We start from the raw sequence: 14379 nt of genomic DNA on the forward strand, positions 1-14379 counted from the left end.
GCACTCCGAAGAATTGCGGGTGGCCGCCTCCATGTTCAGGGCCTCAGCATCAAACCCCACCAAGGAATGATCTTGGCGGGGTTAAAAGTAAAGCTAAGAGCCCTGGAACACAGACCACTTGTCCGCGTTACGACAGAAAGCGGAACGTGCGGTTGTTGTCTGATTTTGGATGTTCTCTCTGGTCGAGACGCGGTCTCTCTGGCCGCGGATAGTTCGGCCACGTGCAGGCATCTCGGAGGCATCGCCCCGGGAGCTTGTCGTAGGCGTGGCGGCCCGGCAGAGCCTCGGCACACTGGTTGCCGCACGGCCAGGCATACGGCGAGCGAACGCCGAAGCCCCCGCTATTCCCCGCAATGCTCGCCGTCATCAGGACATGATTCGGCGTCGATCCAGCGCCCGAGCCGGCCCGCTGCCGGGGCCGCCCGAAACCGGATCGATACCGTTCCCACCCGATCAGGGCGCGGACGAGCCGGGACGCAGAGCGCTCCGGTCTGCCTGGTGTCCGGCGTACGAGACGCCGTGATCCCATCGGTCCCCTCGGGCAGCGGGTGGACGTCGGGGTCGCCCTCCGAGCGGCCCGTCGACAGAACCCCAACGACCGCCACACTTACGGCTAAAAGCAGTGCACCAGGTGATCGAGGATCGAACCCGCGACTTCGACCCGAGTGATCCTCCGCTGCCAGCCAGTATCGACTCGATGTACGCCTTCGCCGCCCACGCGGAGTCACTCGCCATCTGACGGAGCTGGGCCCTGCCGGACCGCACCTGTCAGGGACGCGGGCCGACAGGGCTTGGTGACACACACGCCGCGGCCTCAGCCCTTTCCTTCATCACGGCGATCCGGTCGACGAACCGCCAGCCACATCCAGCCCCGATCCAGCAACGGAACGAATGACCAGGGATGACGACAGTTGACGAGACGCCAGTTCATCCAGCACGGATCCCGCACCGGACACGACAACGGGGCCGACCTCAAATAAGGCCGACCCCGCTGACCTGCACATTTGCTGATCGCTACATCAGTGCTACGGCAGGCATCACACGTTGAACCGGAATGTCGGCACCACCGCTGTCACCTGCGCGAACCCCGATTCCGCCGACCGGATCCAGCGACGATCCAGCAGCTGGGGCAGCCCGGTGGGCGACCGCCGACGGCGCCGCGGGCGCGTCGACCGGCGTCGCGCCCAGCGCCTGCTTCGGGGCCTGCCGGCAGCGCTCCCCCGCCGCGGGGATGAGATGGCCGTAGATATCCAAGGAGCTGCAGTTCCCCAGGGGGCGTTGCCTGTCGGTCCGTGAAGTCGGTCAGGTCCTCGGCGGTACGTCCGAAGACTTCCGCCAAGACCGTCAGGACGCTTGGAGCGGGCCTTCGGCCGGTCCGACTTGGCCACATCTCCCATCTCGCCGCCACGGAGGCATCTGCTGTGAGAGCCACACCCGACAGGTGGATGCCAGGTCTTTCACCCGGCCAGAAAGGTCTTGCGCTGCCTCAATTCCCTGCCTCCGGTGGGTGCCTGAGGCCGGCGTGGTTGATGTTGCCGGTCGCACCTTGAGGAGCAGAGCGGGCAAACTCCGTTTCCGGAGCGGCGGTTCCGCCCTGGCTCTTGACTGTTCCGGTCCTACTACGTTGTGCGGCGGTACCAGCTGGCGCTCTCCGCGATCCGAGTGGCGGGGCCCGGGCCTGGCGCGCAGCCGGTGCGCCGCCAGATCTGGTTGCTGGCGTACCAGTGATCGCGGGCGATGAGCGACAGCTGCCGCTCCGTCGCTCTTCCCGGTACCTGGGACAGCCGTGCGACGTAGTCCTCGTAGCTTCCGTCCTCGACCGGCGTAGGTACTCCCAGGTGCCGGGACAGGTGGCCGAGCAGGTCCCGGAAGGCAATCGGGTCCGGATGGGCCGCATGATGCGTGCCCGCGGTCGGTGTTTCGGGCGGGGAGAGGGCCAGCACGGCCAGTAGGCGAGCGAGGTCGTCCACGGCGACCAGGGACAGCAGCGCGCGCCCGCCATCGACCCAGGCCGGTACCCGACGCATCAGCTCGACGATGGTGGGCACGACCCAGACGTCGCCGGCCCCGTAGACCAGGGGGGCGCGCAAGACCGTACCGCCCGCCGCGCGCGCGGCGCGCTCCGCGGCGAGCCGGGTACGGCTCGTGGCTGACACGGGAACCGGTGTGATCTCGTCCTCGGTCGGGCCGCGGTGCGGTCCGGAACCGTAGACGGCGGTGGTACTGAGATAGATGAAGCGGTCGGCGCCCGCACGGGCGGCCTCGGCCAGTAGGGCGCGGGTGCCGTGGTCGTTGACGGTCTCGCAGGTACGGACGTCGCTGCCGATGTGCGAGGCGAGGTGTACGACGGTGCCGACGCCTTCGCACACCCCGCGCAGCGACCGGGAGTCGGCGAGGTCGGCGCGGATCCACTCGACGCGGGGATCAGCGGTCGTCGGAGGCTTTCTTGCCAACGCAACGAGTTGGGGCGGTGCCCCGATTGACCCGTTGTTGAGCATGGTGCGCAGCGCCGCCGAGCCGATGAAGCCCGTGGCACCGGTGAGCAGGACGCGACGGGCGCTCACGCCGAACCCACCTGGCAATCCGCCGTGTGCATCAGCAGCTTCGCGGTCACCGCCTCCTGCCCGTCTTGCTCCGCTGTCGCCTGTACGACCGGTCTCTGGCCTGTACTGGTGTCCGTCACCCGAGCAGAGATCAGGCATGGGCGGTCGAACTCAACATATCCGCGGAACTCGGTCGCGCAGGTCAGTGGTGTGGCGGAGCCGTCGCCCACCACCAGTTGAGCGGCTTGCCGCAGTCCTTCCAGAACCGCCATGCCTGGCAGGTGGTCCACTGGGTGGTCGAAGAGCACCGGGTGCCGTCGATCGACGCACAGGTACCAGGCGTCAGGCCGCTCGCTGGGACTCAGCACGACGTCGTCGTCCCGGTCCCTGCCCACCAGAGACGAGGCAACCGGCGCGGGCAGCGGCTCACCGGCCGAGGCGGACCAGGCGCACTGGAGGTCTCTGACCCGCAGCCGTGCGTACACCGTCGGCGAGACGCACTCAAAAGCGGTCTCGCCCCAGCCGAGGTACTGGCCGTCGCAGAAGAAGTCCACCACCAGGCGCATCCCGACGACAGTCGTTCTGCGCCTCTTTATCTCATGGCAGGTGACCTTGCCCGTGACGGCAGCGGGGGCGTCACCGATCCGCAGACCGCGCTCGGATATCTCGTACCGCAGGGTGTGCATGAGGAACCGTCGACCGAGCGGGACACCGAACTCTCGGTGCGCGATCAGCAATCCAGCCTGCCGCAGGGTCTCGGCGACCAGCATCGGGTCGTACCGACGGTCGCGGGCGCGGACGAAGAAGGAGTGCGACCTCGGCCACTGCGCGGCGATGGCGAAGGAGTCGCCGCCGAGGGGGCGGGACTGGGTGAGGAACACCTCGGAATTCGCCGACCGGTGCACCAGCTGACGCGGTACGGGCTGATCGAAGGCCCCCTCCTCGTCCAATGACCGACCGTCCACCCAACAACCCGCACGAACGTTACTTTTAGCCAATACTGCAGCCATTTGCACAAATCCCCCTCATGAGCCCATGAAGTATCAAGCGGTCATAAGATACCAGCCAGAAGGTTTTTTTAGCGTGTCAGAGGCTGATGTGACCAAGGTGACATTGCAGAGGAAATGTCGACATTGCACATTTCCTCCTAGGCTGAAGTGGCGGTCCCCATGTTGGGGTCGGCGGTCCGGGACGTACACGCCCGGCCTGGCGGCGGCTCGCAGGGACCGCACGACGAAAAAGGACGACGACATACGTGGCGATACAGAAGCGGGCGGTTCGGACCCGACGCGCCGTCTTGGAGGCAGCCGCGGCGGTCTTCGGCGAGTTCGGGTACGAGCGGGCAGCACTGACCGACATCCTGAAGCGGGCCGGGGTCACCAAGGGAGCGCTGTACTTCCACTTCCCCTCAAAGGAAGCCCTGGCGCTGGCCGTCATCAACGAACAGACCCAGCGGTCCGCGCCCTCTCTGACCGAGAAGGGCCTGCAGGCCGCGATCGACCTAACGCACGACGTCGTGCGCGCCCTACAGCACGACACCCTGCTCCAGGCTGGCATCCGACTCACTATCGAGGGGACGTTCGACGCTCCCGTGACCGCTCCGTACTCCGCGTGGGTGGAACGGTGCGCCGAGCTGTTCGCCGAGGGCCAGGAGCGTGGGGAGGTGCTGCCCCATGTGGTGCCGGAGGAGACCGCCGAGCTACTGGTCGGCTCCTTCACCGGGGTCCAGCTGCTGTCACAGGTGCTGAACGGACGGGCCGACCTGCCGCGGCGCATCACCCAACTGTGGCAGCACATCCTGCCTGGGATCGCGGCCCCCGGCACCCTGCCCCACCTCAAGCCCCAGGGGACCGTCGCCTCGGCGGCCCGGACGGCCTGAGGCCGGACGGAGCCCGGGTCATCGCCCCCGCAGGGCCGTACCACGCCGCCAAGCCGTCGAGCGGGGGCTCGGGAGACAGCTCGCCGAGCCCCGCCGACGCCCGTCGGCACGCGCCGGCTCGGCGTCACCCTGCCCACCACCCAGCGGATCCGCCTCCGCGGACTCGGCTCGGGCGGCACGGCCCCGCCCCAAGGCCCGCCGGCGCTCTTCGGCGTCGTCCTCGGCCTCGGCCCGTTCCCTGGCGTGCGGCCGCATCAGTCGGGAGAAGGGGAAGGCGTACCGCGGGCGGCCGTCGGCACCGATCCCCGCCACTGTGAGGAACTGCAGATCGACCAGGTGCTCCATTTCGCACTCGGCCTCGTCCTCGCTGGTGTCGGCCAGTGCCGCGCCCGTCCTAGCGGTGAAGTCTTCGGTGCCCAGCAGACCGAGCCTGCGGTACAGGGCACGGGCGGACTCGGGCAGCCGACAGTAGTCGGCCGTCAGAACGGCCCGTAGATCCACGTCGCCCTGGCTGAGCTCGTCCAGACGGCGCCGTTCGTCGAGGAGCCGGGACGTGAGCTGGGCGAGTGTCCAGTGCGGGCGGCACACAAGCCGGCCCGCGGCGATGCTCAACACGAGGGGCAGCCGGTCGCACAGACGGGCGAGGCGCTCGGCGTGGGCGGCCTCCGCAGCTACCCGCTGCGGTCCGGCGAGCTCGCCGAGCAGCCGCACGGCCTCTCCCTGTCCCAAGGGGCCGAGGCTTAGTGCCACGGCGTCGCACACCATGGCCAGCCCCTCCCCGCGGCCGCGACCGGTCACCAGGACCCGGCACCGGCCGCCGCCGGGCAGCAGCGGCCGGATTTGCCGGAAGGACCACGCATCGTCGAGAACGAGCAGCATCCGTCGACTGGCCAGCACACTGCGGTAGAGCGCACCGCGCTCGCTCGGATCGGCGGGGATCTGCTCGTTGGGCACGCCCAGCGCGCGCAGAAAGCCCTCTAGGACGTCGGCGGACCGGGCCGGCTCGCCCTCCTCGCTTCCGCCGAGGTGGGCGTAGAGCTGGCCGTCGGGGAACGCGGCGGCGTGCCGGTGTGCCCAGTGCACCGCGAAGGCGGTCTTGCCGGAACCAGTGGCACCGGTGATCCAGCCGACCATCGCGGACCGGGTGCCACGCTGCTCGGCGCCGTCGTGGAGCAGCGCGTCCAGCGCGGTCAACTCCTCCTGTCTGCCGATGAAGACGCGCGGCGGGGAGGGCAGCTGCGCCGGGACTACGTTCGCTTCGTCCGCCTCCCCCGCGTCGGCGAAAGGCAACAGGTCGGGGTCGTCCCTGAGGATCGCGGTCTGGAGTCTTCTCAGCCCCGGGCCCGGTTCAATGCCCAGCACGTCGGTGAACCGCCGTCGACCGTCGTCGAACACCTCCAGAGCCTCGACCCGACGCCCGGCACGGTACTGGGCCAGCATCAGGTGCAGCCGGGGCCGTTCCCGCAGGGGGTGATCCCGGACGGTGTCGTACAGCTCCGGTATGAGCTCCTGATCGTGGCCCAGCTCCAGGCGCAGAGCGGTCCACTCGTCGCGCGCGGCGAACCGGCGCTCCTCTAGGCGCGCGGCCTCGTCCTCCAGCGGCCGGCCCGTGACCCCCTCCAGGGCGGGGCCTCGCCACAGGCCCAGTGCCCGGAGGTAAAGCGCCTCGGCGTCGCGGACGCGACCCTCCCTCGCGACCCCCTGGGCGCGAGAGATCGTCGCGGTGAAATCCGTGACGTCGAGCTGGCAGTCCTCGGTGCGGAGCAGATAGCCGGGATGCGTGGTGACGATCACGTCGTGCGGGTACCCCATGGCCTTGAATGCCTTGCGCAGCCCCGCGACGCAGATGGCGACCTGGGTACGGGCGGTCGCCGGCGGGCACCCGTCCCACACCACGTCCATCAGCCGGTCCACCGACACCACCTGACTATGGGCCAGCAGCAGCATGGCCAGGACCGTGCGCTGGCGCGGTCCGCCGATGGGCACTTCGCGGCCGTCGAAGGTGGCGCGCAGCGGCCCCAGAACCCCGAACTCCAACTGATTGTGCACCCCTGACCCCCCGCTCCCTGGCAGCGGGACCGGTCGGTTCCCGCTGCGATGACTACCAAGCCCGCTCCGCACCGCATGTGGCCGTCCACCACTGCGGGAGCGATCTCTTTACCTAGGTAAAGAGGTATTCAAATTAAAAAACCAGCCGACCGGTATGTCAACTGGTGGACGGCCTGGAGGTGCATCCCATCCCCCAGGTTCGGCGCGCACCGCACGAGAATCCCTTAACCAGCCCTGCATTCAAGGACTTTGGGCTGGGCGATGCCCGCTCACCGCAAGAGCGGTACGTGATGCGGATCACGCCTCTGTGATCGCCTAGATCCGCAAAACCGCACCGTGGGTTTTAATGAAGTGACACAGTCAACAGCATGTGGCTCATCCAGGGATGGCCAATAGGGGGGTACATGGCCGGCCAGGCCCGGGCCGAACGCACGCGCAAGGCTCTTCTGCGCACCGCGGCGGAGGCTTTCGACCGCATCGGCTACGAACGCGCCACGCTCGGCGAGATCAGCCGGGCCGCCGGGGTGACCAAGGGCGCACTGTTCTTCCATTTCCCGTCCAAGGCGGAACTGGCCCATGCCATACAGGTATCCGTCTGCGCGCAATTCCGCGCCACCCTCGAGGCGTTGGCCCAACGCCCCGGACCGGCCATGCAGAACGTGATCGACATCACGCACATTCTGGCCGGGAAATTGCGGGACGAAGCGGCCACCCGGGCCGCGATACGCCTGGCACAGGAATGCGGACCGCCCGCCGGACGGTCCGCCACAGACTGCTTCCAGCTCTGGCTGAACTCCCTGGAGAAGCTGCTCCACCGCGCCACCGCCGACCGGAGTTTCTTGCCGCAGCCGGACAACCGCGCCATTGCGGCACTGCTGCTGTCCATCGTCGTCGGCACCCAGCTCTTCTCCCGCGACCTGTGCCCGCCGACCACCCCCGAATCGCCCGGTGCCACGGCTGGCGGCAGTGTTGCAACGGCCGACTGGCTGGAGCGCACCTGGGCGCTCATCCTCCCTCAGGTCGTCCCTGCGGGGCAGCTGGCACGGCTGCGGACCCGCCCGCCCGCGACGGTCCGCACCGGTGAACCAGTGAAACCGCCCCCGGTGGAACCCCTCTGAGAACGCCTCGATAACGCGGAGATACACACCTCCCAGGGCTTTCGATAACCCCGTGACAACCCGGCCCCCTAACGTTCGTGACCAGGGAAAACCGCATGGATCACGAATGGGGGGCAGTTATGGAATTCCGTATCCTGGGGCCTGTAGAAGCCAGGAGAGGCGGAACCGGACTCACGCTCGCCGGACCGAAGGTGCGTACGGTCCTCGCCGCCCTGCTGCTCGCTCACGGCCGGGTTGTCTCCGACGACCGCCTCAGCTATCTGCTGTGGGGGTGGAATCCTCCGTCCACCATGAGCGCGCAGCTGTACACCTATGTGTCGCGGTTGCGGAAGATTCTCGGTACTGACGTCGGCATCGTGCGCAAACCGCCCGGCTACCGCATCGAATTGGGCGACGCACGCCTGGACATGCTGGAGTACAAACGCCTGGACCGCCAGGGCCGCGAGCACCTGGCTCGCGGTGAGCACGAGCAGGCCAGCGCGGTGTTCCGCGAGGCACTGGCCCTGTGGCGAGGGCCCGCACTGGCGGACGTCACGGAAATCCTCGCCAGTGAGGAGTCCCCGCAGTGCGCGGAGTCCCGCGCGGCCACACTGGAGAACCGCATCGAGGCGGATCTCGCACTCGGCCGCCACCATCAGATCACCGGTGAACTCGTAGGGCTGGTCGCGCAGTTCCCGCTGCGCGAGCGCCTCCTGGGCCAGCTGATGATCGCGCTCAGCCGCTGTGGCCGCCAGGCCGAGGCACTGGAGGCGTACCACCAGAGCCGCACCGCGCTCAGCGACACCCTGGGGGTGGATCCTTGCGCCGAGCTCACCGAGATCTATCTCGCGGTCCTGCACGGCAAGCACGGCCCCGAGGCGGCCCCCGGCACGGCCTGTGCCGTACCGACCATGCTGCCACCGGATGCCACCGCCCTGACCGGACGCACTCGCGAACTTGCCGATGTCTGCCGCCTGTTGACCCCGACGGACGACGGCGACGACCCGGCGTGGCGACCCCGGCGAATCATGCTCACCGGCATGGTCGGGGTGGGCAAGACAGCGCTGGCCGTCCATGCCGCACACGCCTGCCGCCGGCACTTCCCCGACGGACAGCTCTACGCCGCGCTGCGCCACCCCGACGGCACCGCCAAGGACCCGCGCGAGGTCCTGGCCCTGCTGGTGCGAGCGCTGGGCCGCCCGGTGGCCGGCGGCGCCATCGGCGACGACCTCGACGAACTAGTTCACCTCTACCGCAGCCTGACCGCCGGCAAGCGGCTGCTGGTCCTACTGGACGACGCCGCGGGCGACCTCCAGATCGGGCCGCTGCTGCCCAACAGCCCCCTGGCCACGGTCCTGGTCACCAGCCGTACGCCGCTGGCCACCCTCGCCGGGGAGCACACCACGGTGCTCTCCCCTCTGGCGGACGACGACGCACTCGCTCTGCTGAACACCGTCGCCGGGCCTGAGCGGCTGGCCGCGGACCCCGAAGCGGCAGTGCGCATCGTCTCCTACTGCGCCGGGCTGCCGCTGGCGCTGCGGATCGCGGGCGCTCGCATGGCCTGCCGCCCCCACAACGGCCCCCCGGCCCTGGCCCGTCGCCTCGCGCCGGCCGCCACCAGGCTGCGCGAGCTGAGCTTCGGCGACCTGGACCTGGAGCGGGCCCTCCAGCCCTCGCTGCGGCATCTGAACGGAGCGGCCGTCGCAGCACTGCCCCGCCTGGCCGCACTCGGCACCCGCCCGTTCACAGTGGCGCAGGCCGCGTCCAGGCTCGGCCGACCCGCCCCCGCCGTCGAGCGACTCCTGGACACCCTGGTAGACGCGGCGCTGCTGGACACCGCGGACGATGACGGCGAACGGCCCGGCTACTGCTGGCACCCCTTGGTGCGCCTGTTCGCCGCCTCTCTCGACGATCCGGTGGGACCCGAGGGTGCCACGCCCGCCCCGTATGTCCCCGGCCCGCGCACCACCCCGCGCATGGTTGCTCACCGCCCACCACCTCAACGCGCGAACCACCTCAACGACTACCAACGGAGCAGAGCATGACCACCGTGCAGCACCATCCCCCCGTCCCACCCCTGAGCACCGCCTCCAGCCTGCGGTACGCGCCCTTCCCGATGACCGAGACCCAGCAGGCGCTGATGATCGGGCGCGGTGACGCCGTGGAGTTCGGCAGCATCGGGTGCTACGGCTACTTCGAATGGGAACGTCCCGGCCTGGCACCCGAGCGGTTGGCCGCGGCCTGGCGGGCGGTCGTCGACCGCCACGACATGCTGCGCACCGTCGCACTGCCCGACGGCACCCAGCAGGTCCTGGAGAACCCTCCCGAGTACGACATCCCTGTCCTCGACCTGTCCGCGCTGGACGCCCCGACGGCGCAGGAGGAACTGGCGCGGTTGCGGCGTGAGATGAGCCACCGGATCTTCCCGGTCGGCTCCTGGCCACTGTTCGACCTGCGAATCATCTGGCTCGCCGGAGGGATCTGCCGGGTGCACCTGGGCATCGATCTTCAGGTCCTGGACGCCTCCAGCGCCTTTGAGGTGCTTTTCCCCGACCTGATCGACCTGTACGAGAACCCGTCGGCCCAACTCCCGGCCCTGGGCATGACCTTCGCCGACTACGTGCGCTGGCGCACCGAGGTCCTACCGCACACCGACGGCTACCGCGCGGCCCGCGAGTACTGGCTGAACCGGGCCCCCGCGCTGCCACCCGCCCCCGACTTGCCGGCCGGAGCACCCGGCGGCGGACCGGTGCGCTTCGACCGTCATGAGCACCGCGTGCCCCAAGAGCAGTGGCGCCGGCTCCAGCAAGCTGCCCGGCGGGCTGGGCTGTCCGAGTCCATCATCCTGACCGCCGCGTTCGCCGAGGTGCTCCGGTGCTGGTCGGGCACTGCGGACTTCACCATCAACTACCCCGTCTTCCCCCGCCCGCAGGTGCACGAGCACATCGGCAACGTCCTGGGCGACTTCACCAACGCCGTGCTCCTGGAGGCCGCCAGTACCGGTGAGACCTTCGCAGACCGGGCGGCCGCCATGGGCGCCCAACTCGAACGCGACCTGGCGCACAGCGACTTCAACGGCATCGAGGTGCTGCGCGAGCTCACCCGGTTGCACGGCGCCGGCGCGCGCGCCGCGATGCCCGTGGTGGTCACCAGCCTTCTCGACCACCCCGGACGCCGCCCGGTGTCCGACCTCGGCGAAGAGATCTACTCCATCTCGCAGACTCCGCAGGTCTCCTTGGACGTACAGCTGCGGGAGCTCGACGGTGAACTGCGGGTCATCTGGGACTTCGTGGACGGCGCCTTCGCCGCAGGCTTCATCGCCGACGCCTTCGAAGCCTACGTCCGGCTGATCGGCACCCTCGCCGACACCCCCGAGAGCTGGGGCCGCCGGCGGTTCGACCTGATCCCGCCCGCCCAGCGCGCCCAGCGCCGCGAGGTCAACGACACCTCGGGACAGATCCGTTACGCCCTGCTGCACGAGCTCTTCGACGAGCAGGCGGCCCGTACGCCACACGCCGAGGCCGTCGTCGATCACCGCCGCCGGCTCAGCTACCAGGAGCTGTCCGCCTACGCTCACCGCATCGGTCGCACCCTGAGGGAGGCCGGTGCCAAGCCCGGCGAGCTGATCGCCGTCGTGATGGACAAGGGCTGGGAGCAGTACGCCGCCGTCTACGGCGTTCTCGCCTCCGGGGCCGCCTACCTGCCGCTGGACGCGTCCGTCCCCACCGAACGGCTGCACCGGCTACTGGCCGAGGGGCAGGTCCGCACCATCCTCACCCAGGCTTCGCTGGACGAGCGGCTCACCTGGCCCGCGGCGGTGCGCCGTTACAGCGTGGACACCGACTTCGAGACCGGCGACGCCTCCCCGCTGCCAGCCGCGCAGATCCCCGCGGACCTCGCGTACACCATCTTCACCTCGGGTTCCACCGGTGAGCCCAAGGGCGTCATGGTCGATCACCTCGGGGTGATCAACCTGATCAGCGACGTGGCCGAGCGCTTCTCTGTCAACGCCGAGGACCGCCTGTTGGCGATCTCCGGGCTGCATTTCGACGCCTCCATCTACGACGTGTTCGGCGTGCTGACCCGCGGCGGCACGGTGGTACTGCCCCCACCCTTCGAGCACGCCAAGCCGGAGGTGTGGGCGCAGCTGGTGGCTGCCGAGTCGGTGACCATCTGGAATTCCGTACCGGTGCTGATGGAGCTGCTGGTCGGGCAGGCTGAGACCATACAGCGCGCCACGGGCGAACGGCAGTTGGAATCGCTGCGGCTGGCGGTGCTCTCAGGGGACTGGATCCCGCTGACGCTGCCGGACCGGCTCCGGTCCACCAGCCCCCGCATCCAGGTCGTGGGCTCCGGCGGGCCGACGGAGACAATCTGCTGGTCTGTGTTCTACCCGATCCACGAGGTGGACCCGGCCTGGACCAGCATTCCCTATGGCAAGCCGATCACCAACCAGCGGTACTTCATCGTCGATGAGGCCGGGTACGAGCGCCCAGTGGGCGTGGTCGGCGAGATGGCGGTGACCAGCGACGTGGGGTTGGCCCTTGGCTACTGGAACGACCCGGAGCGCACGGCCGACCGATTCATCTACCTCCCCGAGTCTGGTGAACGCTCCTATTTGACCGGCGACTTGGGCCGCTATCTTCCCGACGGAAATCTGGAGATCTTGGGGCGGGACGATTTCCAGGTCAAGATCCAGGGCCACCGCGTGGAACTCGGCGAGATCGAGACGGCACTGCGCCAGGACCCTGCGGTGCGCGCCGCCGTGGTCGTCGCGCCGACCAGCGCGCACGGCGTGCGGCGCCTGCACGGCCATCTCATCCTGTCCGACCCGGCCGCCTCCTCGGCGCAGGTGGCCGAGGAGGTGCGGGAGCGGCTCGCGGCACGGCTGCCGGAGTACTTGGTGCCGGCCGTGCTGACCGTCCTGGAGGAGCTGCCGCTGACCCGCAACGGCAAGGTGGACCGGCTCGCGCTGTCGCACGCCGCGGGTCGGCACGTCGACGCCGACGCCCTTCGTACACCGCAGGACCCCGCCGGCGCCGCGGACGGGTCCGGGGCCGACCCGCTGGCGCTGGTGGTGTGCCTGGCGACGGCCGACATCCTGGGGCTCGACCAGGTGCTGCCTGGGAACAACTTCTTCCGCCTGGGCGGGGATTCACTCAGCGGCACCCGGCTTGCCGGGCTGCTCAGGGAACTGCTGGGCGTTCCGGTGCCCGTCAAGGTCGTCTTCCAGAACCCGGAGGCAGGCGAACTGGCCGCGCGGATCGGCGCCGATCCGCAGTACGGCGCGCAGGCACGCGACGCCGCGAAGGAACTGGCACGGATGGGCGGCGCAGGCGACGGCACACCCGACGCCGCCCCCGAAGCCTCCGATGCCGCCAACCAGACCATCACCTTCGACCAGTCCGGAAAGGGACGTTGATGAGCCTCACCCTGACCACCTCGGAACCGAGCGCGGCGACCGTAGAGGCAACCGACCTCACGGGGTTCGCCCGACATGCGGCACAGCAGCTGCGCGCCGACGACGCAACTCTGTATGACCTGCTGACCCGCGAGGCCGACCGGCAGCGCGACACCCTGATGATGGTCGCCGCCTCCAGCGTGGCCGCCCCCTCCGTCCTGGCCTGCGGCGGCACCGCCCTGGGCAACCTCACCGCCGAGGGCTTCCCGGGCGCCCGCTACCACGCGGGGTGCGCTATCGCTGACGACATCGAGCACCTGGCGATCGAACGAGCCAGGGCCGCCTTCCGCGCCCGGGCCGCGATCGTCCAGCCGCACTCCGGATCCTCCGCCAACCTCAGCGTACTCACCGCGCTGATGGAGCCCGGTGACACCCTGCTCGGCCTGGACCTGGACTGCGGCGGGCACCTCACCCACGGCTCCCCCGCCTCGCTGACCGGCCGCTACTTCAACGCCGTGGGCTACCGCGTCACCCCCGACGGCCTTCTGGACTACGAGCAGGTGCGCGAGCTGGCCCGCGCCCGCCGCCCCAAGGTGATCGTGTGCGGCGCCAGCGCCTACCCGCGGACCATCGACTTCGCTCGTTTCCGGGAGATCGCCGACGAGGTCGGCGCGTACCTCCTTGCCGACATCTCCCACATAGCCGGGCTGGTCGCCGCCGGGCTACACCCCAGCCCCGTCGATCACGCGCATGTGGTGACCACCAGCACGTACAAGCAGCTCTACGGCCCCCGCGGCGGGCTGATCCTGCTCGGCAAGGACGCCGACACCCCCGGACCGGGCCGCGGCACCCTCGCCGCCACGCTGCGACGCTCCGTCTTCCCCTCCACCCAGGGCACTCCCGACCTGGCCTCGGTGGCCGCCAAGGCACGGGCCCTGGACTTCGTCGCCACCCCCGCCTTCGCGGAGCTGGCCCAGCGGCTGGCCGACGACGCGCAGGCCATCGCCGAGCGGCTGCGCCAGCACGGCCTGCGGATGGTCACCGGCGGCACCGACACCCACATGGTGCTGGTCGACCTGCGCGGAACCCACCTGACCGGCGACATGGCCGAAACGGCCCTGGAGTCCTGCGGCATCGTGGTCAACCGCAACCGGGTGCCCGGCGACACAACACCGGTGCGGGTCACCTCCGGTCTGCGGATCGGCACCAACACCCTCGCCGCGCGCGGCATGGGTCCGGCCGAAGCTGCCAACTGCGCCGATCTGCTCGCCCAAGTGTTGGCGGCCACCACACGCGGCCCCGACGGCACCGCCGTCTTGGACCCGCGAACGCGCGACGCCGCACGGGCCCAGGTTGCCGATATCTGCGCCCGCTTCCCTCTACCCGGTTACCCGTACTGAGGGGCGCACA

8 protein-coding genes are annotated in these 14379 nt (G+C 69.7%); 5 read left to right on the plus strand and 3 right to left on the minus strand.

The window, feature by feature from the left end:
* Positions 1–1619 precede the first annotated feature (1619 nt).
* Together ACIQE0_RS35765 and ACIQE0_RS35770 are read right to left on the minus strand one after the other, a co-directional pair.
* Positions 1620–2564, minus strand: a complete 945-nt coding sequence (locus tag ACIQE0_RS35765; protein ID WP_402339758.1) for an NAD-dependent epimerase/dehydratase family protein — start codon at positions 2562–2564, stop codon at positions 1620–1622.
* The gene (locus tag ACIQE0_RS35770; RefSeq protein WP_402339761.1) at positions 2561–3493 is read right to left on the minus strand and encodes a ScbA/BarX family gamma-butyrolactone biosynthesis protein; all 933 of its coding nucleotides are present in this window, start codon (positions 3491–3493) and stop codon (positions 2561–2563) included. The genes ACIQE0_RS35765 and ACIQE0_RS35770 overlap by 4 nt, the downstream gene beginning before the upstream one ends.
* A gap of 305 nt (positions 3494–3798) precedes the next feature.
* Here ACIQE0_RS35770 and ACIQE0_RS35775 point away from each other — a divergent pair, with 305 nt between their 5' ends.
* The gene (locus tag ACIQE0_RS35775; RefSeq protein ID WP_402339764.1) at positions 3799–4422 is read left to right on the plus strand and encodes a ScbR family autoregulator-binding transcription factor; all 624 of its coding nucleotides are present in this window, start codon (positions 3799–3801) and stop codon (positions 4420–4422) included.
* A gap of 18 nt (positions 4423–4440) precedes the next feature.
* On the opposite strand, the gene ACIQE0_RS35780 is transcribed toward ACIQE0_RS35775, so the two are convergent.
* Positions 4441–6459: a BTAD domain-containing putative transcriptional regulator gene (locus tag ACIQE0_RS35780; protein ID WP_402339767.1), complete on the minus strand. Its 2019-nt coding sequence runs from the start codon at positions 6457–6459 to the stop codon at positions 4441–4443.
* Between the two features lie 416 nt (positions 6460–6875).
* Here ACIQE0_RS35780 and ACIQE0_RS35785 point away from each other — a divergent pair, with 416 nt between their 5' ends.
* The 4 genes from ACIQE0_RS35785 (at position 6876) to glyA (ending at position 14369) form a co-directional block, all read left to right on the plus strand.
* Positions 6876–7589, plus strand: coding sequence for a ScbR family autoregulator-binding transcription factor (locus ACIQE0_RS35785; RefSeq protein WP_402339770.1), 714 nt, complete (start codon positions 6876–6878; stop codon positions 7587–7589).
* A 119-nt stretch (positions 7590–7708) separates the two neighbouring features.
* Positions 7709–9613, plus strand: a complete 1905-nt coding sequence (locus tag ACIQE0_RS35790) for a BTAD domain-containing putative transcriptional regulator (protein ID WP_402339773.1) — start codon at positions 7709–7711, stop codon at positions 9611–9613.
* Positions 9610–12990 carry an amino acid adenylation domain-containing protein gene (locus ACIQE0_RS35795; RefSeq protein WP_402339776.1) on the plus strand — a complete coding sequence of 1127 codons (3381 nt, stop codon included), beginning with the start codon at positions 9610–9612 and terminating at the stop codon, positions 12988–12990. Before ACIQE0_RS35790 ends, ACIQE0_RS35795 begins: the two co-directional genes overlap by 4 nt.
* Positions 12990–14369 (plus strand): serine hydroxymethyltransferase, encoded by a 1380-nt coding sequence (gene glyA, locus ACIQE0_RS35800; RefSeq protein WP_402339779.1) that lies wholly within the window; start codon positions 12990–12992, stop codon positions 14367–14369. The genes ACIQE0_RS35795 and glyA overlap by 1 nt, the downstream gene beginning before the upstream one ends.
* Positions 14370–14379 lie beyond the last annotated feature (10 nt).

The organism is Streptomyces sp. NPDC093097 (assembly GCF_044754325.1).
Lineage (GTDB): Bacteria > Actinomycetota > Actinomycetes > Streptomycetales > Streptomycetaceae > Streptomyces.

Excerpts from the sequence above, each read along its gene's own strand:
- ACIQE0_RS35785 (WP_402339770.1), top strand. The coding sequence starts at position 6,876 with ATGGCCGGCCAGGCCCGGGCCGAACGCACGCGCAAGGCTCTTCTGCGC.
- ACIQE0_RS35790 (WP_402339773.1), top strand. The coding sequence starts at position 7,709 with ATGGAATTCCGTATCCTGGGGCCTGTAGAAGCCAGGAGAGGCGGAACC.
- ACIQE0_RS35795 (WP_402339776.1), top strand. The coding sequence starts at position 9,610 with ATGACCACCGTGCAGCACCATCCCCCCGTCCCACCCCTGAGCACCGCC.
- glyA (WP_402339779.1), top strand. The coding sequence starts at position 12,990 with ATGAGCCTCACCCTGACCACCTCGGAACCGAGCGCGGCGACCGTAGAG.